Raw genomic sequence first — 19,758 nt, forward strand, 5'->3', positions numbered from 1 at the left:
CGCACCGCGTGTCGAGCGACCAGGCGCTCATCCGCGCCGGCCGGGACAGCGCCGTGGTGCGCGCCCGCCGACCGCTCTCCCACTGTCGGCCAGGCCTTCGTCCCGGATCTCGGTACGCCCCTGCCGGGCTACTCGATCACCATGACCGGCGGCTCCCCGCCCCCGACTCCGAGGCCGCCCGCGTCTACCGCCACCTCAAGGAGGTGTTCGGCGCCGACGGCCCGCGCCGCATCCGGAAGACCGTCGAGCGCGCCGAGCCCAAGGGTGACGCGATCCCGTTCGGCAAGGGCCGCGACCCGCACGACCTGGGCGACGTCCTCGACTCCCTCACCGTGAAGCTCGGCTGGACGGCGCCCTTGGCGCAGGGCGACCTCATGTCGTCGTGGACGGCGATCGCCGGCGAGGAGACCGCGAAGCACTCGACTCCGGTGGGCGTCGTCGACGGCGTGCTGACCGTCGCGTGCGAGTCGACCGCGTGGTCGACGCAGCTCCGGCTGATGCGGATCGAGATCATGAACCACATCGCGGTGAACTTCCCCGAGGCGGGGATCGCGTCGATCCGTTTCCAGGGCCCGGACGTCCCGAACTGGAAAAAGGGTCCCAGGTCGATTCCAGGGCGTGGTCCGCGCGACACCTACGGCTGAGGACGCATTTTCGGTCGACCGCCGATCTTTCGCGCCTCAGATCGCCGTCCAGCGCTTTGGATCGACCCGGTACGCGGTAGAATGGAGGGCCGCCGAACCGCAGTGACGCCGCCGCGCGGGCGATCTCCAGATCACCGTGCGCGTCGCGACGGACCGTCAGAGGAGAACTCCACAGCTATGACTCACGAGCCGAACGACTCCACGTCACCCGCAGCGAACGACCTGGACGCGAACGGCTCAGCAGCCCCCTCCGCTCCGCACGAGAGCATGTCGACCAAGTCGTCCGGCGACTACGGTGCGAACCAGATCCAGGTCCTCGAGGGCCTCGAGGCCGTCCGCAAGCGCCCCGGCATGTACATCGGATCCACGGGTCCGCGCGGTCTGCACCACCTGGTCTACGAGATCGTCGACAACGCCGTCGACGAGGCGCTCGCGGGCTACTGCGACAACATCGAGATCCTGATGCGCGCAGACGGAGGCGTCACCGTCTCCGACAACGGTCGCGGCATCCCGGTCGACATGCACCCGACCGAGGGCATCTCCACGGTCGAGCTGGTCCTCACCGTGCTGCACGCCGGCGGCAAGTTCGGCGGCGGCGGCTACGCGGTCTCCGGCGGCCTGCACGGCGTCGGCTCCTCCGTGGTCAACGCGCTGTCGACGCGCCTCGACGTCGAGGTCAAGCGCCAGGGCGCCGTGTACCGGATGAGCTTCACCGACGGAGTGCCGGACGCCCCGCTCGAGAAGGGCGAGGCCAGCGACGAGACCGGCACGACGATCACCTTCTGGCCCAACGCGGGCATCTTCGAGACGGTCGAGTTCGACTACGAGACCCTGCGCGCGCGCTTCCAGCAGATGGCGTTCCTCAACAAGGGGCTGCGCATCGCGCTGACCGACGAGAACGAGGTCGAGTTCGAGGGGGAGGGCGAGAACGAGACCGAGGGCGACCGGACCGACGTCTTCCACTACGAGAAGGGCCTCGTCGACTACGTCGAGTACATCAACTCGCTGAAGAAGTCGGACCTCGTGCACTCCGAGATCATCGACTTCGAGTCCGAGGACACCGAGCGCCGCATCTCGCTCGAGGTCGCGATGCAGTGGACCACGGCCTACACCGAGAGCGTCCACACCTACGCGAACACCATCAACACCCACGAGGGCGGCACCCACGAGGAGGGCTTCCGCGCCGCGCTGACCACGCTGGTCAACCGCTACGCGCGCGCGAACAACCTCCTCAAGGAGAAGGACGAGAACCTCTCGGGCGACGACATCCGCGAGGGCCTCACCGCCGTCGTCTCGATCAAGCTCGGCGAGCCGCAGTTCGAGGGCCAGACCAAGACCAAGCTCGGCAACACCGAGGCGAAGGCGTTCGTGCAGCGCGTCGCCGGCGAGCAGCTGGCCGACTGGTTCGACCGCAACCCGAGCCAGGCCAAGGACATCATCCGCAAGGCGATCCAGGCGGCCTCGGCCCGCATGGCGGCGCGGAAGGCGCGCGAGACCGCCCGCCGCAAGGGCCTGCTCGAGGGCGGCGGCATGCCGGGCAAGCTCAAGGACTGCCAGTCCAAGGACCCGTCGATCTCCGAGATCTTCATCGTCGAGGGCGACTCGGCCGGCGGATCCGCAGTGCAGGGCCGCAACCCCGAGACGCAGGCGATCCTCCCCCTGCGCGGCAAGATCCTCAACGTCGAGAAGGCCCGACTCGACCGCGCTCTCGGCAACAACGAGGTCCAGGCGATGATCACGGCGTTCGGCGCCGGCATCGGCGAGGACTTCAACCCCGACAAGGCGCGGTACCACAAGATCATCCTGATGGCCGACGCCGACGTCGACGGCCAGCACATCACGACGCTGCTGCTGACGCTCCTCTTCCGCTACATGCGCCCGCTGATCGACCTCGGCTACGTCTACCTCGCGCAGCCGCCGCTGTACCGCCTGAAGTGGTCGAACTCCCCGCACGAGTACGTCTACAGCGACCGCGAGCGCGACGCCCTGATCGCGCACGGCTCGGCGACCAACAAGCGCATGCCCAAGGAGAACGGCATCCAGCGCTACAAGGGCCTCGGCGAGATGGACTACAAGGAGCTGTGGGAGACCACGATGGACCCCGCCACGCGGACCCTCCTCCAGGTCACGCTCGATGACGCGGCCGCAGCCGACGAGATCTTCTCCACCCTCATGGGCGAGGACGTCGAATCCCGCCGCTCCTTCATCCAGAAGAATGCGAAGGACGTCCGTTTCCTGGACATCTGACCGCTCAGCGTGGCGGCGCCCGGATCGCACCGCGATCCGAAAGGCGGCAGCCCCGCGGCACACGGCCGCGGCCCCGGCCACCTGCAGGACGTGACGGCGGCCCTCAATGGGCCGCACCAACACCGCCGAACCGCCACCCGCTCCCCACTCGCCCCACACCACCCACCGACACCTGACACCCAGCGCGACCGCCGCCCCCGCTCCTCCGGGGCACGGACCCACCTGAGAGACCAGAGACCATGGCAGAAGAACCCACCACCCCCACCGGCCCGGACGAGAGCGACGACATCGTCACCGAGACCGGTGTGGTGATCCACGGTCACGACAAGATCGAGCCGGTCGACCTGCAGCTCGAGATGCAGCGCTCCTACCTCGACTACGCGATGAGCGTCATCGTCGGCCGCGCCCTGCCGGAGGTGCGCGACGGCTTGAAGCCCGTGCACCGCCGCGTGATCTACGCCATGTACGACGGCGGCTACCGCCCGGACAAGGCGTTCTCGAAGTGCTCGCGCGTCGTCGGCGACGTGATGGGCCAGTTCCACCCGCACGGCGACTCCGCGATCTACGATGCGCTGGTCCGCCTGGTGCAGCCGTGGAGCCTCCGCTACCCGCTCGCGCTCGGGCAGGGCAACTTCGGCTCCCCCGGCAACGACGGCGCGGCCGCCCCTCGGTACACCGAGACCAAGATGGCGCCGCTCGCGCTCGAGATGGTCCGCGACATCGACAAGAACACCGTCGACTTCCAGGACAACTACGACGGCCGCACGCGCGAGCCCGCGATCCTGCCGGCCCGGTTCCCGAACCTGCTGGTCAACGGCTCCGTCGGCATCGCGGTCGGCATGGCGACCAACATCCCGCCGCACAACCTGCGCGAGGTCGCCGCCGGTGCGAAGTGGGCGCTCGAGAACCCGGACGCGACGCGCGAGGAGCTCCTCGAGGCGCTGCTGCAGCGGATCAAGGGACCCGACTTCCCCACCGGTGCGCAGATCCTCGGCGTCCGCGGCATCCAGGACGCCTACCGCACCGGCCGCGGCTCCATCACGATGCGCGCCGTCGTCTCCATCGAGGAGATCCAGGGCCGCACCTGCCTCGTCGTCACCGAGCTGCCGTACCAGGTGAACCCGGACAACCTGGCGATCAAGATCGCCGAGCTGGTCAAGGACGGGCGCGTCTCGGGCATCGCCGACATCCGCGACGAGACCTCCGGTCGCACCGGCCAGCGCCTCGTCGTCGTCCTCAAGCGCGACGCCGTGGCGAAGGTGGTTCTGAACAACCTCTACAAGCACACGCCGCTGCAGGAGAACTTCGGCGCGAACATGCTCGCGATCGTCGACGGCATCCCGCGCACGCTCTCGCTGGACGGCTTCATCCGCGCCTGGGTCGACCACCAGGTCGAGGTCATCGTGCGCCGCACCCAGTACCTCCTCGACGAGGCGGAGGCGCGGATCCACATCCTGCGCGGCTACCTCAAGGCGCTCGACGCGCTCGACGAGGTCATCGCCCTCATCCGCCGCTCCCCCACCGTCGAGGAGGCGCGCGACGGCCTGATGGAGCTGCTCGACATCGACGAGGTGCAGTCCCGCGCCATCCTCGACATGCAGCTGCGCCGCCTCGCGGCCCTCGAGCGCCAGAAGATCATCGACGAGCACGACCGGATCCAGGCCGAGATCGAGGACTACAAGTCGATCCTCGCGAGCCCGGAGCGCCAGCGCACCATCATCTCGGACGAGCTCGACGAGATCGTGGACCGCTTCGGCGACGACCGCCGCACCGAGATCCTCTTCGGGTTCGACGGCGACATGAGCGTCGAGGACCTGATCCCCGAGGAGGAGATGGTCGTCACCGTCACCCGCGGCGGCTACCTCAAGCGCACCCGGAGCGACTCCTACCGGGCCCAGCACCGCGGCGGCCGCGGCGTGCGCGGTGCGCAACTGAAGGCCGACGACATCGTCGAGCACTTCTTCGTCACCACCACGCACCACTGGCTCCTGTTCTTCACGAACACCGGCCGCGTGTACCGCGCCAAGACCTACGAGCTGCAGGAGGCCGGCCGCGACGCCAAGGGCCAGCACATCGCGAACCTGCTCGCGCTGGAGCCGGGGGAGCAGATCGCGCAGATCCTCGACATCCGCGACTACGAGGCGGCCCGCTACCTCGTCCTCGCCACGCGCGACGGTCTCGTGAAGAAGACGGCCCTCTCGGAGTACGACACGAACCGCTCCGGCGGCATCATCGCGATCAAGCTGCGCGACGGCGACGAGCTCGTCTCGGCGCTCCTGGTGGAGGAGGACAGCGACGTGCTGCTGGTCTCCCGCAAGGGCATGTCGATCCGCTTCACCGCGTCCGACGAGGCGCTGCGTCCGATGGGCCGCTCCACCTCCGGTGTCCGCGGCATGTCGTTCCGCGGGGAGGACCGCCTCCTCGACGCCAACGTCGTCAGCGACGAGGGCTTCGTGTTCGTGGTCACCGAGGGCGGCTACGCCAAGCGCACCGCGGTCGACCAGTACCGACTCCAGGGACGCGGCGGCCTGGGCATCAAGGTGGCCAAGCTGGAGGAGAAGCGCGGCGACCTCGTGGGCGCCATCATCACCGGAGAGGACGACGAGGTGCTCGTCGTGCTCGCCAGCGGCAAGGTGGTACGCTCTGCGGTGGCCGAGGTACCGGCCAAGGGTCGCGACACCATGGGAGTCGTCTTCGCACGATTCGCTGAGGACGACCGCATCATCGCACTCGCCAAGAACACCGAACGCAATCTCGACGCCCAGGACGAGGATCCCGACGCCGCGGCGCCGGCCGAGTCCGCTCCGGTGTCGGAGGAGGATGGGTCCGTAGATGAGTAGCACCGTCGCCGAGAAGCTCGCCAGGAAGTCCGCGAAGAGCCCGGCGGCGAAGCAGGTCCGCCTGAAGCTCGTCTACGTCGACTTCTGGTCGGCCGTGAAGCTCTCGTTCCTGCTGGGCCTGACGCTCGCGATCATCACGATCGTGGTCGTCTACCTGGTCTACACGGTCCTGGCCCAGACGGGCGTGTTCGACGAGGTCAACGGCCTCGTGCAGGACATCGCCGGCGCGGAGGCGTTCGACCTCAACACGATCATCTCGCTGCCGCAGGTCATGGGCTTCGCGATCGTCGTCGCGGTGCTGAACACCATCGTCACCACCGCGCTCGGCGCGATCGTGGCGCTGCTGTACAACCTCAGCGTCAAGATCACCGGCGGCCTCCTGGTCGGCTTCACCAACCAGTAGGGCGCACGGTCCGGCCGATTGGGATTCCTGCTCGATGTCGGGTAGAGTCTCCTCTGGCCATTCCGGGGGTATAGCTCAGGCGGTTAGAGCGCTTCACTGATAATGAAGAGGTCCCAGGTTCAAGTCCTGGTACCCCCACCCGGTCCGAACGGCCCGTCACCTCGCGGTGGCGGGCCGTTCGACTCTCGGAGACGGGTCATCCCATCTCCGGCCCGGGGCCTTAGCTCAGTTGGTAGAGCGCCTGCTTTGCAAGCAGGATGTCAGGAGTTCGAATCTCCTAGGCTCCACACTTCCTCTCCCCTCACGGGTGCGCCTTTTCGCAGGATCCTCTGCTCGGACAGCCGAGCCGCCCGCTCAGCGGTCCGTGCAGGCGAGACCGAGGAACTGCTGCACCGAGAGGGTCTCGGACGTCCCGTCGCGGATGTCGCCGACGATGATCTCGCCGACGGAGAGAGTGTCGAACTGCTCGGCCGTGAAGACGACCGGACGGGCGAGCACGGAGCGGTCGGTCGCGTAGGCGCCGAGCGCGAGGTCGACGCCGAGCGGGAACCGCTCGATCACCGTGTCGGCCGGCCACACCGTGGAGCCGGAGAGGTCGGTCGCGCCCAGCTGGGTGACGGGCGACGGGGAGACCCAGCGGGTGACTCTCCGCAGTCCGTCGCCGATGGTCAGGGGGGCGGAGTCGGAGGCGGCGAGGTCGAGGCCGTCGACGGACCCCGAGCACACGACGACGACCCCGAGGACCTCTCCCCGCTCGCCACCCCGTCCGAGCCCCACCGTGGCCGTGGTCACCGGCTCTTCGGAGGCGCACCCCGAGAGCGCCAGGGCGCCGAGCAGCACGACGGTGCTCGCGAGCGCGGCGCGACGGTGCATGGGTCCTCCCGCGGCCACCCTACGCGGGCAGGGCGAGGGCCAGCGCGGCGAGAGCCTGCGGGAGGGAGGGGGCGCCCTCCGCTCGGAAGACCACCTCTCCGGTCGTGCCGCGCACGACGACCGTGGGGGTCGAGCGGATGCCGGCGGCCTCGGCCTCGACGGGGTGGAAGGCCACGTCGCGCTCGCGGATCTCGGCGGCGGGGACGAGCTCCGCGGCACGCTCCAGCACCGCGCGCGCGGCATGGCAGGCGCCGCAGAAGGCGGAGGTGTAAAGCTCGACGATCACGACGAGGGGAACGCCGGGGCGCGGCCGGGGATTCCCGGGCACCGTCAGCGGAGGAGCCAGGCCTCGTTCATGGTGAGGGCTGCATCGACGAGCTCGACGCGCTCCAGCTCCTCGACGACGCTCAGGGGGAACCAAGCGGCGGCGTCCGTGGAGCCGTCCACCTCGTGCGTGAGCTCGCCGCCCACGATGCGGGCGCGGTAGACGACGCGGATGGCGTGCAGAGGTCCGGCCTCGGGATCACTGCGGCGGTGCGCGGGGATCACGTGGGAGTCCACGCCGATGAGGGCCTCGAGCTCGGCGCGGTAGCCCGTCTCCTCGAAGATCTCGCGGACCGCGGCGTCGGCGGGCGACTCGCCCTCGTCGATCCCGCCGCCCGGAAGCGTCCAGGCCGACCAGGGCCCCTGGCTCCAGTGTGCGAGCAGCATCCGCTCGCCGTCGATGATCACGCCGTACGCGGCGACCCGGATGTCCACCGCAGAAGCCTAACCCGGGCATGCGGAGGAGCCGGACCCCCCGGAGGGGCCCGGCTCCAGCGACGAGGACGTCAGGAAGCGGTCGAGGCCGCGTTCTGCGCGGCGCTCTGCGGCTCGTCCTCGGCGACCCACAGCTCGTCGTCGGCGCGGAACGTCTGCCAGACGGCGTAGCCGATGCCGCCGACGGCGACCAGCGCGGCGCCGATCGCGAAGACCGTGCCGACCTTGTTCTTCTTCTTGGGGGGAGTGGTGAGCTCCTCCCAGCGCGCCTTCGAGATCTCGGCGAGCTTCGCGCGGTTCTTCGAGTCCTTGGCGGCCTCGAACGCGGCGGCGGCCGTGCCGCCCACAGCGGCGAAGGTCGGGACGACCTTGTGCTTGTAGGCGTGACGGGCCGAGGAGTAGGTGCCCTCGACGGCCGAGACACCGTTGTCGTAGACCGGCTTGACGCGCGAGTCGTACGTGTCCTTGACGAAGGGGACGAGCTCCTTCTTGGCGTACTTCGACGCGTGGCGGCGGCTCTTCTCGAGCACGGAGGCCGCGTGCGCCAGCACCTCCTGCTGCTCGCCCCAGACCGCCTCGGCGTTCTTGCGAAGACGCTTGAGGTCCTTCTTGTGCTTACGTGACAGACCCATGTTGGTCCTCCATCGGCTACGAGCAGCGAACGCCTCAATACTGCCACTCATCGATCGGCGTCCGCATCGCGCACCCAGCGCATTGACACCGGGCGTTGCAGGGGCCTACAGACGCGCTGTGCGAGAATCCGAGCATGCCTTTGCACACCGCAGTCGCGACGTTCCACACCAACAAGGGCGACATCGTCGTCAACCTCTACGGGAACCACGCTCCCAAGACGGTCCGCAACTTCGTCGGTCTCGCGACCGGCGACATCGAGTGGACCCACCCGGCCACGGGTGCGAAGACGAAGGAGCCGCTCTACAACGGCACCGTCTTCCACCGCATCATCCCCGACTTCATGCTCCAGGGCGGCGACCCGCTCGGCCAGGGCATCGGCGGCCCGGGCTACCAGTTCGACGACGAGATCAACTCGGAGCTCGACTTCACCCAGCCCTACATCCTCGCGATGGCGAACGCCGGCAAGCAGGCGGGCCGCGGGACCAACGGCTCGCAGTTCTTCATCACCGTGGCGCCGACCACCTGGCTCCAGGGCAAGCACACCATCTTCGGCGCCGTCGCCGACGAGGAGTCGAAGAAGCTCGTGCAGTCCCTCTCGGCGGTCCCCACCGACGGCCGTGACAAGCCGCTCGAGGACGTCGTGATCGAGAGCGTCGAGATCACCGAGGTCTGATCGCCTCATCCACCACTCATTCGAGGGCCGGGTCCGTCAGGGCCCGGCCCTCGTTCTCCCCGGAGGCACGTCCGTGACCCAGGTCCCGCCGAGCAGCACCTACTCCTGCTACCGACACCCCGACCGGCAGAGCTTCGTGCGCTGCCAGCGGTGCGGCCGCACCATCTGCGGCGAGTGCCAGACGCCCGCTCCGGTCGGCGTGATCTGCCCGGACGACATGGCGCAGCAGCGCGCCACCGCGCCGCGCACCCGCGGTCCCCTCCTCTCCCGCGTGCGGGCGATGACCCGCGCCGACCAGCCGACCGTGACCTACGCGATCATCGCGCTGTGCATCGTGCTGTGGATCGTCGAGATCCTCCCCGTCGTCGGCGGCCCGGCGGTCAGCGCGCTCCTGTACGCCCCCGCCTACACGCTCCCCGGCTTCGGCGCCGGGTTCGAGCCGTGGCGGATGCTCACCTCGGTGTTCCTCCACAGCACGTCTCTCTTCATCGTCATCCCGTTCCACCTGGTGCTGAACATGTACACGCTGTGGGTGTTCGGCATGGTGCTCGAGCGGATGCTGGGCCGCGGGCGCTACCTCACCCTCTTCCTCCTGAGCGGGTTCGCCGGCTCGGTGGGCGTCCTGCTCCTCGCGAACCCGCTGACCCCGGTGATCGGAGCCTCCGGAGCGATCTTCGGGCTGATGGGCGCGTACCTGGTGATCCTCCGGCACCTGGGCGGTCAGGCGTCGCAGCTGCTGGTGCTGGTCGGACTGAACCTCGTCATCGGCTTCCTGCCCGGGATGAACGTGGCGTGGCAGGCGCACGTCGGCGGCCTGGTGGCGGGCGCGCTCATCGGGCTGGTCTTCACGAAGACCCGGCAGCGCGCCCAGCGGCGCACGCAGAACCTCCTCGTCGGGCTCATCGGAGTCGGCCTGGTGGCGATCACCGCGGGCGCCTACGTCCTCGGCTGATCCCGTTCCCTCCCGCAGCGGCGGGTCCGGCAGTGCCTGGCGCACTCCCGGGCCCGCCGCTCCGTCGTTCCCGCGGCGACCGTCCCCACCACTGTCCACAGGTGCTCTCACCAGGTGGGGAGGAAGTTATCCACAGAGTTGTTAACACTGGGGAGAACATCCCGAGTGTCCTCCTCGGGATGACGACTTGGGGACGGCGGCGCATCGGAAGACCGGCGCACTGGCGCGGATCCGGGCCCTCCTCGCCTCGAGGAGTGCAGCGTGGAGGGGACCGCGGAGTTCTCCACAGGAGATTCCACAGCTGGGGATAATTACAGCGGTGTAGTTCTCCGGCGGACGGCCACGAGTGCTGTCGCCTCACGGTCGTCGTCGTGGTGCAGCGAGGTGGCGAACCCGGCCGCCTGGAACGCGGAGGCACTCGCCGCGGCCTGATCCGCGCCGACCTCGATCACGACGACGCCGTGCGGTGCGAGCCACGCGCCCGCCTCCTGAGCGATGCGGCGGTGCAGGGCGAGCCCGTCCGCGCCGCCGTCGAGCGTGAGCACCGGCTCGTGCACCCGAGCCTCCGGCGGCATGAGCGCGATCGCCGCTGTGGGGACGTAGGGGGCGTTCACGACGACGACGTCGATCCGCCCGCGCTCGCTCGCGGGAAGCGCGTCGAAGAGGTCGCCCTCGTGGACGTCGGCGCGGCCTGCGAGCGTGCGGCGGGCGCAGGCGACGGCGGCGGGGGAGAGGTCGGCCGCGAGAAGGCGGACGTCCGGCCGCTCCTCGGCGATCGACCGGGCGAGGGCGCCGGATCCGCAGCAGAGGTCGAGCACCACGGCGCCGTCCGGGAGGACCTCCAGGGCGCAGTCGACCAGCCACTCGGTGCGCACGCGGGGCACGAAGACGCCGGGTGCGACGGGGACGCGCAATCCGCGGAAAGCGACCCAGCCGAGGATCTGCTCGAGGGGCTCGCCCGTCTCGCGGCGGCGGAGCAGCAGCTCGAGGTCGGAGGAGGAGCCGGCGGCCTCCTCGAGCAGGCCCGCCTCCTCCTCGGCGAAGACGCAGCCGACGGCGCGCAGCCGCTCCACCGACGACGAACGCCCCGTCGGCGGACCGGACGGGGCGTCGTTCACGACTCGGGGAGGCTCAGCGCCAGCGCGTCGTCATCAGGAAGCCGATGAACGCGATGCCGAAGCCGATCAGGATGTTCAGGTTGCCGAGATCGGGGATCGGCAGGGTGCCCTGGCTCACGTAGAAGACGATGATCCAGGCGAGCCCGAGCAGCATGAAGCCGAACATCACCGGCTTGAACCAGACCGGATTCGGTGCGTTCTCGCCGGTCCGGGCTTCGTCGCGCTCGGGCTTCGGGCTCTTCGTCGCTCGTGCCATGCCGACCACTGTACCGGGCGGAGGCTCCAGGCCGGGAGCGCCGGGGCTGCATGGGTGCTGTGCGCGCTCGCGGAGCGGCCGGTGCGGGCGCTCGAGCGGTCCCACCGGCCCTCCTCGGGCGGAGGCTGGGGAGGGCTCTCCACAGGTCCGGAGCACGCGCCACAGCCGGTCACGGCTCGCGCCTAGACTCGTCGCATGACCGCCCAGAACCCCGACGGGGCGGCTCTGCGGCCGCGAGGGAAGCGACGGAGGGCCCGCCCGGTCCGACGACTCTCGTTCTTCGGAGTCGTCGGCGAGCTCCTGATGACCGCCGGCGTCCTGGTCCTGCTCTTCCTGGCCTGGCAGCTCTGGTGGAACGACGCAGTGATCGCCGGCCGGCAGACGACGCAGGCGGCGGAGCTCCGCGAGACCTGGGGCGACTCCTCTCCGGCCCCGCAGCCGACCGAGGCCGCTCCGACCGGGGCCGCTCCGACCGGGGCCGCTCCGGCGGAACCGGTGATCGCGACCGCCGCCGCCCTCGACACCTCCTTCGGCAACCTCTACATCCCGCGGTACGGCGAGGGGTGGGTGCGCACGATCGCCGAGGGCATCGACGCCGAGAACGTGCTCGACGAGGGGAGCATCGGCCACTACCCGGGGACGCAGATGCCCGGCCAGGCCGGCAACTTCGCGCTCGCCGCGCACCGCAGCGCGTACGGCGGAGGCATGCACCTGATCGACGAGCTCCAGCTCGGCGACCCGATCTACATCGAGACGGCGGACGGCTGGTACACCTACCGCTTCCGCAACCTCGAGTACGTCCAGCCCTCCGACGTCCAGGTGATCGACCCCGTCCCGTGGACTCCGGACGCGGCTCCGACCGACCGCCTGATCACGCTGACGAGCTGCAACCCCCTCTACTCGACGGCCGAGCGCATCATCGCGTACGGCGTCTTCGACTCGTTCCAGCCGCGGTCCGCGGGCGCCCCCGCCGAGATCGCCGCCTCGCTGGCTCAGGAGGGCTGACCGTGTACGCAGCGCTGTGGCGGCTCCTGCCCGGGCCGTGGTGGGTCCGGCTCCTGATCGTCCTCGTCCTCGTCGCGGCGGTCCTGGTCGCTCTCGACGAGTGGGTGTTCCCCTGGGTGCAGTCGCTCGTGCTGGACCGGAACGTGACCGTCGGCTCGTGACCGCCGGCGCGGCCCCGCGGATCCTGGTCGTCGACCACCACGACAGCTTCGTCTTCACGCTGGTCTCGTACCTCCGCGAGTTCGGCGCGGAGGTCGACGTGGTCGAGGGCGACGAGCTCGGGAGGGCGGCGCTCCTGGCTCGCGCGGAGGAGGCGGACGGTGTCCTGGTCTCGCCCGGACCGGGCCGCCCCGAGGACGTCCCCGCGTCGACGGCGTTGGTGCAGCGGGCGGAGGCGACCGGGCAGCCGCTGCTCGGAGTCTGCCTCGGCCACCAGGTGCTCGCCCACGCCCTCGGTGCCTCCGTCACGGAGGCACCGGAGCTGCTGCACGGCCGGACGTCGGCCGTCCTCCACGACGGAGATCCGCTCTTCGACGGCCTGCCCTCCGGCTTCGCCGCCATGCGGTACCACTCGCTCGCGGTCGACGGCGAGAGCCTTCCCGAGGAGCTGCGGGTGACGGCGCGGACACCGGAGGGAGTGGTGATGGCCGTCCGGCACTGGAGTGCTCCGCTCGTCGGCGTGCAGTTCCATCCGGAGTCGGTCCTCACTGAGGGCGGGCGGCGCCTTCTCGGGAACTGGCTGCGCGAAGTGAGGTCGGGCGGAGCGTCCGTATCGGCCGACGACACGCCCGGACTCTCGATCCCGGCCCGGTGAGGCGGAATTCGCCGGGCTTATCGGGCTGCTTATCGAGTCGGGATCGGTGAGAATGATCTGCGACCACCGTCCCCCGAAAGGGGATGCCGCCCTGAGCGCGTTCTCACGCAGAAAACCGTCACATGACGGCTAAATGGAGGTGAGCGGGAGGGCTCGTCCGGACAGGGTATGCGTGCGGCCTTGTCCACCCCCTTGCGCACCCCCCGATCAGGTGGCGGGATTTGACGGGTCCCCGGCGGAGGATGCGACCCTTTTTCCCTGCATAATCAGAGGGCGTCGGCAGGGGGTCGGCGCCACAAGAGAAGTCCGGGGGGACCTGATGGTCGCATCGATCTCCTGGGCTTTCTCGGGAATCCGCGAACTCGAGAATCTCGGTCCGCGCATCGTCGTCAAACCCGGCACTGTTCCGAGCATCACCGGTTCGGGATTCGGCACCGCCGATCTGAGCGTCGTGCTGATGACGGTCTCCCCGCTGCGCGTCCTCCGCGGGACGTGGCCGGCCGACGACACCTCCTTCCTCACCTTCAGCTTCCTCATCGAGGGCTTCGTGCGCATGGTCGCCCCGGACCGGACGGTGCTGCTGCGTCCGGGCTCGATCTCGTACCAGCAGGGGACGACGACGTTCACGACCGAGTCCACGACTCCGGCCACGATCCTCCACCTCTCGCTGCGCGCCGACGAGATGCGCCGCTACGGCTTCGACACGTCGGCCCCGGTCTACGCGCTCGATCCCGACGCCCGGTCCACCCGTGCCGCCTACGCCTTCACGACCGCCTTCGCCCTCGCGGCGGAGTCCGGGACGGGGCTGCCCGGCGAGGGCGAGGTCACCGGCTTCGCGCACGTGGTCAAGCAGCTCCTCACCAGCGCGTTCCTCGCAGCGGCGAGCTCGCAGCCCGGCACCACGAGCGTCCGAGCCGCGACGCTCGGGCGCGCGCGCACGGTCATCGACCGGACGCACCGGACACCGCGCTGCACCCCGGAGGCGGTGGCCGACGCGGTCAACGTGTCCACCCGCTCCCTCCAGCGGCTGTTCGAGGACGCGGGCACCACGGTCGCGAGCGAGATCGAGCGCTCCCGCGTCGCCAGCGCCGTGGAGCTGCTGCGCCGCCGCCCGCGGGAGGTCCCGCTCGAGGCGATCGCCGCCGCGTCCGGATTCTCGTCGGCGGACCACCTCCGCCGTGCGCTCAAGCGTCGCGAGGGGCTCACCCCGAGCGACATCCGCGGCAGGATCGCGCGCCCCGCGGACGGTTCCGTGGCCGGCGAGGTCGTACGGCTCCAGCCTCCGCTCGCGGACGCGCGCCGGGCGTAGCAGTGCGCCCCGGGGCCGTCGGCCTCGCGGAGCATCGATCCCGACGGTCATCGACCGGACGGGCCCTTGCCGGTGCGGAGCGACGACCCGATCCCGCCGAGCACCGTCGATCGACGACGCAGCCGCAGCGGGCTGCAGGGCGGGTCAGCCCGCGCAGTAGCCGAGCTGGACGGTCGATCCCTGCGGGACGTCGCCCGGAGCCAGGGACTGAGTCGTGATGGGCGGGTTGGCCCGGGTGGCGTCGCAGGTCTCGTCCGGGACCTCGACCCCCACCAGCTGCAGCTTCTCGGAGGCGAGGGTGGCCAGCGCGCTGCTGAGGGACGTCCCGACGAGGTCGGGCAGCGTGACCTGGCCCGAGGAGACGGTGAGGTCGACCGGCGTGCCCGGGGCGACCTGCTGGCCCGCTCCGGGGGAGGCGGAGAGCACGACGTCTCCCGGGACGGTCGGCGAGTTCTCGCGGGTCTGGGAGCCCTCGACGAAGCCGACGGCGGTGAGCGCGTCGATGGCCTCGGCGAGGCTCTGCCCGACGGTGTCCGGCACGGCGACGGGCTGCGGGCCCTGGGACACGACGATGCGGATGACCGTCTCGGGTGCGACGATCGTGCCCGAGCCCGGATCCGTGCGGATCACCTCGCCCTCGGGGACGGTGGAGCTGTACTCCGCGACCTGGCTCGGCACGAGGTCGAGCTCGGTCAGGGTCGACTGCGCGCTGTCGTAGGTCGTCTCGGTGAGGGTGGGGACCTCCCGCGACTGCGACGGGAGCGTCGATGCTGGCTGGAGGGTCAGCACCCAGATCACGAGCGCGGCGACGATCACGGCGAGGACGACGATCGAGGACCAGATCCAGAGGACCGGCGGGCGGCGCTGGGTGCGGACGATCGAGTTGTCCTCGGCCAGCTGGCGGAGGGCGAGCTCGGAGTCGTTGACACCGCCCTGGCTGCGGGCCGCGAAGAGCGAGGTGGTCAGCTCGTCGATCGGGCGGTGGTCGGGGAGGCGTCCGGCGGCGGCGTCGCGCAGGTCGTCGCGGAACTCCGCCGCGCCCTGGAAGCGCTCGTAGCGGTCCTTCGACAGTGCGCGGGCGACGACCGCGTCGAGCGCCGGCGTGACGGCGGGGTTGATGGAGCTCGGCGCCGGCGGCGTCTCGCTGACGTGCTGGTAGGCGACGGCCACCGGGGTGTCGCCGCGGAAGGGCGCACGACCGGTCAGGAGCTCGAAGAGCACGATGCCGGCGGAGTACAGGTCGCTGCGGGCGTCGACCTGCTCGCCCTTCGCCTGCTCGGGGGAGAAGTAGGCCGCGGTGCCGAGGATCGCCGTGGTCTGCGCGACCGTCGCGGCGGAGTCGGAGACGGCGCGGGCGATCCCGAAGTCCATCACCTTCACCTGGCCCGACGGGGTCAGCATGATGTTGCCGGGCTTGATGTCGCGGTGGACGACGCCCGCGCGGTGCGAGTACTCGAGGGCGGTGAGGATTCCCTCCGTGATGCGGACGGCCTCGTCCACGTCGAGGGGGCCCTCGGCGATCAGGTCCTTGAGCAGGCGGCCCTCGATGTGCTCCATGACGATGAAGGGCCGGCGCGACTCGGCGCCGTTGTCGTCGAGCGAGACCTCCTCGCCCGCGTCGAAGACCCGGACGATCGTCGGGTGCGACATGCGCGACGCGGACTGCGCCTCCTGGCGGAACCGCAGGCGGAAGGCGGAGTCGGAGGAGAGGGAGAGCTTCAGCTCCTTGATGGCGACGGTGCGGCCGAGCCGGGTGTCGGTGCCGAGGTACACCTCGGACATCCCGCCGCGGCCGAGCCGGGGCCCGACCTGGTACCGTCCCGCGATCAGGCGACCCTCATCCGTCACGCGCACGCTCCCGCCCTGTACTTCCGTGTGGTGCGGCCCCGAGGAGCCACGGCAAGTGTACCTACGGGCCCCTGGTGTTCCGGGCGGGGGCGCGACGCGACGGCGGCGAGGCGCCCGGCAGGAGCGGTGCCCCGGCCGAGCGCCTCGCCGCTACTCGGCAGGGGTGGCCGTCGCGGTGGGCTTGGAGGTGAGGGTCGGCGCCGGGGTCGGCGTCGGCTCCTCGACGGTGACGGACAGGGTCGGCGAGGCCGCCGACTCCGACTCGCCGCAGAGCACGGTGTACGTGACGTCGATCGTGCCGGCCGTGGTGCCGGCCTGGATCGTCGCGGTCGTCGAGTTCGACGGGTTGGTGCTCGTCACGCTCGCGCCCTCGCCGGTCGCGGTCAGCCGGTAACCGCTCACGGAGGTTCCGCTCGGGCACTGGTTGTAGTTGCTCCAGGTGACGTTGAACGTCGCGCCGGCCTCGACGCTGGAGGCGGCGGGGGTGACGGTCGGCACGGCGGTCGGAGCGTCCGGCGTCGCGACCTCGGTGAAGACGGAGACCTCGATGGTCGTGCCCTTCACCACGTTCGCGGTCGGGTTCACGTCCTCGACGAGTCCGACCTGCTCGGCGGTGGGGGCGCTGGGACCGTCCGCGCGGCGGACGCCCATGCCCAGGGCGTCGAGCTCGGTCTCGACGTCGTCGAAGGAGCGCCCGACGTAGTCGGCCTTGTCGATGACGACCGTGTTCGAGGTCGGCGTCGGCGTGGGGCTCGGAGTCTCGGACGGCGTCGGCGACGGGGCCGTGCTGGTCGTCGCGGTCGGGGAGGCGGCCGGGTCACTGCTCCCGCCGGTCGTCAGGGCGAAGATCGTGCCCGCGATGACGACGGCGAGGATCACGATGAGGGCGATCAGCGGCCAGGTCCAGGGGCTGCGCCTGCGCGGCTCCTCGGCCGGCTCCAGCGGCTCCTCGACCGGCACGAACGGAGCGGCGGCCGCGGCCGCGGGCGCTCCGGAGGGCAGCACCGTGGTCGCCTGCGTCGCGCCCTGGTTGGAGGGGAGGACCGTGGTCGCCTGCGTCGCGGGCAGGTCGCTGAGGACCGCGGGGACGGCCAGCGCCGCTCCGCGCACGTCGCCCGAGCGCAGCGCCTGGGCCGCCCGCGCGAGGTGCGCGGCGGTGGCGGGGCGGTCGGCCGGCTTCTTGGCGATGCAGGAGTAGACGAGGTTGCGCACCGGCTCGGCGACCGTGACCGGCAGTTCCGGCGGGGTGTCGTTGATCTGCGCCATCGCGATGGCGACCTGCGACTCGCCCGTGAAGGGGCGGCGCCCGGCCAGGCACTCGTACGCGACGATGCCCAGCGAGTAGATGTCGGTGGCGGGGGAGGCGGGCTGGCCGCTCGCCTGCTCCGGGGACAGGTACTGGACCGTGCCCATGACCTGGCCGGTCGCCGTCAGCGGGACCTGGTCGGCGATGCGCGCGATGCCGAAGTCGGTGATCTTGACGCGGCCGTCCGGCGTGATGAGCAGGTTGCCCGGCTTCACGTCGCGGTGCACGAGGCCCGCGGCGTGCGCGGCGTGCAGGGCGAGCGCGGTCTGCGCGACGATGTCGAGGACCTTGTCGGTCGAGAGGACGCGCTCGCGCTCGAGGACGGTCGAGAGCGCCTCGCCGGGGACGAGCTCCATGACCAGGTAGGCCGAGCCGTCCTCCTCGCCGTAGTCGTAGACGTTGGCGATGCCCTCGTGGTTGACCAGCGCCGCGTGGCGGGCCTCGGCGCGGAAGCGCTCGAGGAAGCCGGGGTCGCCGAGGTACTCGTCCTTCAGGATTTTGATCGCGATGGTGCGGCCGATGACCAGATCGGTCGCCTGCCACACCTCTCCCATGCCGCCGATGGCGATCCGGGACTGCAGCTCGTAGCGTCCCCCGAAGGTGAGGCCTGTCGTGGGTCTCATTTGTTCAGCACCGCCTCTAGTACCTGTTGTCCGATGGGTGCGGCGATCAGGTTGCCGTACCCGGTCTGGCCGAGCCCTCCACCGTTCTCCACGAGCACGGTGATGGCGTACTGCGGGTCGTCCGCAGGCGCGAATCCGGTGAACCAGAGGGTGTACGGGTCGTCCCCGCCGTTCTCGGCGGTACCGGTCTTACCGGCCACAGTGACGCCCCCTATTGTTGCATTCGTCGCTGCGCCGCCCTGGACGCTGGCGACCATCATCGCCTTGACGGCGTCCGCGGTCTGCGTGCTCACCGCCCGGCCGAGCGACTTCTCCTGGAACTGCTGCAGGACGCTGAGGTCCTGCGAGCGGATCGAGTCGACCAGGTTCGGCTGCATCACCTCGCCGCCGTTCGCGATCGCCGCGGAGACCATGGCGATCTGCAGCGGCGTCGCGCGCACCTCGTACTGCCCGAAGGCGGTGAGGGCCGTCTGGGCGTCGTCCGTCTTCGTCGGGTAGGTGCTCGCCTCGACCGACATCGGGATCTCGAGCTCGGTGTCGAAGCCGAACTTCTCGGCCTGCGAGCGGATGGCGTCCGCGCCCAGCTGCACGCCCATCTCGGCCATCGGGACGTTGCAGGAGAGCGAGACCGCGGTCGCCAGCGTGACCGTGTCGCCGGAGCCGCAGAGACCGCCTCCGGAGTTGATCACCTGAGAGGAGGAGCCGGGCAGCGTGTACGCCTCGACGTTGGGGAAGCTCGAGTCGGCGGTGAAGCGGCCGGACTCGAGGGCGGCCGAGGCGACGACGAGCTTGAAGACGGAGCCGGGCGGGTTGAGCGAGCCGCCGATCGCCCGGTTCACGAGGGGCTCGGAGGAGTCGTCGTTCAGCGCCCGATAGGCGGCGAGGACGTCGTCGGTGTCGTGGGAGGCCAGCGCAGTCGGGTCGAAGGTGGGCTTCGAGACCATCGCGAGGATGCGGCCGGTGGCCGGCTCCGTCACGACGACGGCCCCCGTGTAGTCGCCGAGCGCGTCGAAGGCGGCCTGCTGGGCGACCGGGTCGATCGAGAGCTCGACCGAGGCGCCCTTCGGGTCCTGGCCCGTGACGAGGTTGTTGATCTCGTCGAAGAACTGCGAGTTCGAGGTGCCCGAGAGGTAGTCGTTGAGCGTGCGCTCGATGCCGGTGGTCCCCTGGTTCAGCGTGAAGTAGCCGGTCACGGCGGAGTAGAGCGGGCCGTTCGCGTACTGCCGCTGGAACTTGTACAGGTCGTCCGACGGCGTCGAGGAGGCGATCGGCTGACCGCCGGCGAGGATCGCTCCGCGCTCGGTCGAGAAGCTCTCGTAGAGGGTCCGCGTGTTGCGGCCGTCCTCGACGAGGGAGTCGGCCTGGATCACCTGGATGGTGGTGGTGGAGAGGAAGAGGGCCACGAACATCGTCAGCACGACGAGGCTCACCCGTTTGAGTTCTCGGTTCATCGAC

General features: G+C 70.4%; 19 protein-coding genes and 2 tRNA genes. 12 read left to right on the top strand and 9 right to left on the bottom strand.

Features of this window, described 5'->3' with window-relative positions; all coding sequences use genetic code 11:
- From C5C24_RS12830 to C5C24_RS12855, 6 genes are all read left to right on the top strand, one after another.
- The coding region (locus C5C24_RS12830) for a DUF721 domain-containing protein (protein WP_258065226.1) at positions 1-644 on the top strand (644 nt) is incomplete at its 5' end.
- Positions 645-911: 267 nt separating this feature from the next.
- A complete protein-coding gene (gene gyrB, locus C5C24_RS12835; RefSeq protein ID WP_219812881.1) occupies positions 912-2,891 on the top strand; it encodes a DNA topoisomerase (ATP-hydrolyzing) subunit B in 1,980 nt (659 codons plus the stop codon).
- A gap of 239 nt (positions 2,892-3,130) precedes the next feature.
- Positions 3,131-5,731 (top strand): DNA gyrase subunit A, encoded by a 2,601-nt coding sequence (gene gyrA / locus C5C24_RS12840; protein WP_104222674.1) that lies wholly within the window; start codon positions 3,131-3,133, stop codon positions 5,729-5,731.
- Positions 5,724-6,134: a DUF3566 domain-containing protein gene (locus C5C24_RS12845; RefSeq protein ID WP_104222673.1), complete on the top strand. Its 411-nt coding sequence runs from the start codon at positions 5,724-5,726 to the stop codon at positions 6,132-6,134. Before gyrA ends, C5C24_RS12845 begins: the two co-directional genes overlap by 8 nt.
- 64 nt (positions 6,135-6,198) lie before the next feature.
- Positions 6,199-6,272 (top strand) — tRNA-Ile (locus tag C5C24_RS12850).
- A 76-nt stretch (positions 6,273-6,348) separates the two neighbouring features.
- Positions 6,349-6,421: transfer RNA gene (locus C5C24_RS12855), tRNA-Ala, on the top strand.
- A 67-nt stretch (positions 6,422-6,488) separates the two neighbouring features.
- Here the strand turns inward: C5C24_RS12855 and C5C24_RS12860 are convergent.
- The 4 genes from C5C24_RS12860 to C5C24_RS12875 form a co-directional block, all read right to left on the bottom strand.
- Positions 6,489-7,007, bottom strand: a complete 519-nt coding sequence (locus C5C24_RS12860; protein WP_104305151.1) for a hypothetical protein — start codon at positions 7,005-7,007, stop codon at positions 6,489-6,491.
- Positions 7,008-7,026: 19 nt separating this feature from the next.
- Positions 7,027-7,293, bottom strand: a complete 267-nt coding sequence (locus tag C5C24_RS12865; RefSeq protein WP_104305165.1) for a glutaredoxin domain-containing protein — start codon at positions 7,291-7,293, stop codon at positions 7,027-7,029.
- A gap of 44 nt (positions 7,294-7,337) precedes the next feature.
- Positions 7,338-7,766, bottom strand: coding sequence for an NUDIX hydrolase (locus C5C24_RS12870; RefSeq protein WP_104305152.1), 429 nt, complete (start codon positions 7,764-7,766; stop codon positions 7,338-7,340).
- A gap of 71 nt (positions 7,767-7,837) precedes the next feature.
- Positions 7,838-8,398 carry a hypothetical protein gene (locus C5C24_RS12875; RefSeq protein ID WP_104255643.1) on the bottom strand — a complete coding sequence of 187 codons (561 nt, stop codon included), beginning with the start codon at positions 8,396-8,398 and terminating at the stop codon, positions 7,838-7,840.
- 134 nt (positions 8,399-8,532) lie between these two features.
- On the opposite strand from C5C24_RS12875, the gene C5C24_RS12880 reads away from it, so the two are divergent.
- On the top strand, positions 8,533-9,072 hold the full coding sequence (locus C5C24_RS12880) for a peptidylprolyl isomerase (RefSeq protein WP_104222669.1): 540 nt from the start codon (positions 8,533-8,535) through the stop codon (positions 9,070-9,072).
- 73 nt (positions 9,073-9,145) lie between these two features.
- Complete coding sequence (locus C5C24_RS12885; RefSeq protein WP_104305153.1) at positions 9,146-10,024, top strand: rhomboid family intramembrane serine protease; 879 nt, start codon at positions 9,146-9,148, stop codon at positions 10,022-10,024.
- A gap of 311 nt (positions 10,025-10,335) precedes the next feature.
- On the opposite strand, the gene C5C24_RS12890 is transcribed toward C5C24_RS12885, so the two are convergent.
- Positions 10,336-11,142: a putative protein N(5)-glutamine methyltransferase gene (locus C5C24_RS12890; protein ID WP_181135532.1), complete on the bottom strand. Its 807-nt coding sequence runs from the start codon at positions 11,140-11,142 to the stop codon at positions 10,336-10,338.
- 13 nt (positions 11,143-11,155) lie between these two features.
- Positions 11,156-11,398 carry a cell division protein CrgA gene (locus C5C24_RS12895; protein WP_104222667.1) on the bottom strand — a complete coding sequence of 81 codons (243 nt, stop codon included), beginning with the start codon at positions 11,396-11,398 and terminating at the stop codon, positions 11,156-11,158.
- Positions 11,399-11,593: 195 nt separating this feature from the next.
- Here C5C24_RS12895 and C5C24_RS12900 point away from each other — a divergent pair, with 195 nt between their 5' ends.
- The 4 genes from C5C24_RS12900 (at position 11,594) to C5C24_RS12910 (ending at position 14,526) form a co-directional block, all read left to right on the top strand.
- Positions 11,594-12,403: a class E sortase gene (locus C5C24_RS12900; RefSeq protein WP_104305155.1), complete on the top strand. Its 810-nt coding sequence runs from the start codon at positions 11,594-11,596 to the stop codon at positions 12,401-12,403.
- A gap of 2 nt (positions 12,404-12,405) precedes the next feature.
- Positions 12,406-12,564, top strand: coding sequence for a hypothetical protein (locus C5C24_RS18020; RefSeq protein ID WP_167299010.1), 159 nt, complete (start codon positions 12,406-12,408; stop codon positions 12,562-12,564).
- Positions 12,561-13,217, top strand: a complete 657-nt coding sequence (locus C5C24_RS12905) for an aminodeoxychorismate/anthranilate synthase component II (RefSeq protein WP_104305156.1) — start codon at positions 12,561-12,563, stop codon at positions 13,215-13,217. Before C5C24_RS18020 ends, C5C24_RS12905 begins: the two co-directional genes overlap by 4 nt.
- Before the next feature lie 319 nt (positions 13,218-13,536).
- A complete protein-coding gene (locus C5C24_RS12910; RefSeq protein WP_181110299.1) occupies positions 13,537-14,526 on the top strand; it encodes a helix-turn-helix domain-containing protein in 990 nt (329 codons plus the stop codon).
- A gap of 144 nt (positions 14,527-14,670) precedes the next feature.
- On the opposite strand, the gene pknB is transcribed toward C5C24_RS12910, so the two are convergent.
- The 3 genes from pknB to C5C24_RS12925 all read right to left on the bottom strand — a co-directional run bounded on the left by pknB (position 14,671) and on the right by C5C24_RS12925 (position 19,754).
- Positions 14,671-16,374, bottom strand: a complete 1,704-nt coding sequence (pknB, locus tag C5C24_RS12915; protein WP_104222663.1) for a Stk1 family PASTA domain-containing Ser/Thr kinase — start codon at positions 16,372-16,374, stop codon at positions 14,671-14,673.
- 150 nt (positions 16,375-16,524) lie between these two features.
- On the bottom strand, positions 16,525-18,303 hold the full coding sequence (locus C5C24_RS12920) for a serine/threonine-protein kinase (protein ID WP_104281304.1): 1,779 nt from the start codon (positions 18,301-18,303) through the stop codon (positions 16,525-16,527).
- On the bottom strand, positions 18,300-19,754 hold the full coding sequence (locus C5C24_RS12925) for a penicillin-binding protein 2 (RefSeq protein ID WP_104305157.1): 1,455 nt from the start codon (positions 19,752-19,754) through the stop codon (positions 18,300-18,302). Before C5C24_RS12925 ends, C5C24_RS12920 begins: the two co-directional genes overlap by 4 nt.
- Positions 19,755-19,758: the final 4 nt, after the last annotated feature.

Source organism: Rathayibacter sp. AY2B3 (genome assembly GCF_002931755.1).
GTDB lineage: Bacteria > Actinomycetota > Actinomycetes > Actinomycetales > Microbacteriaceae > Rathayibacter.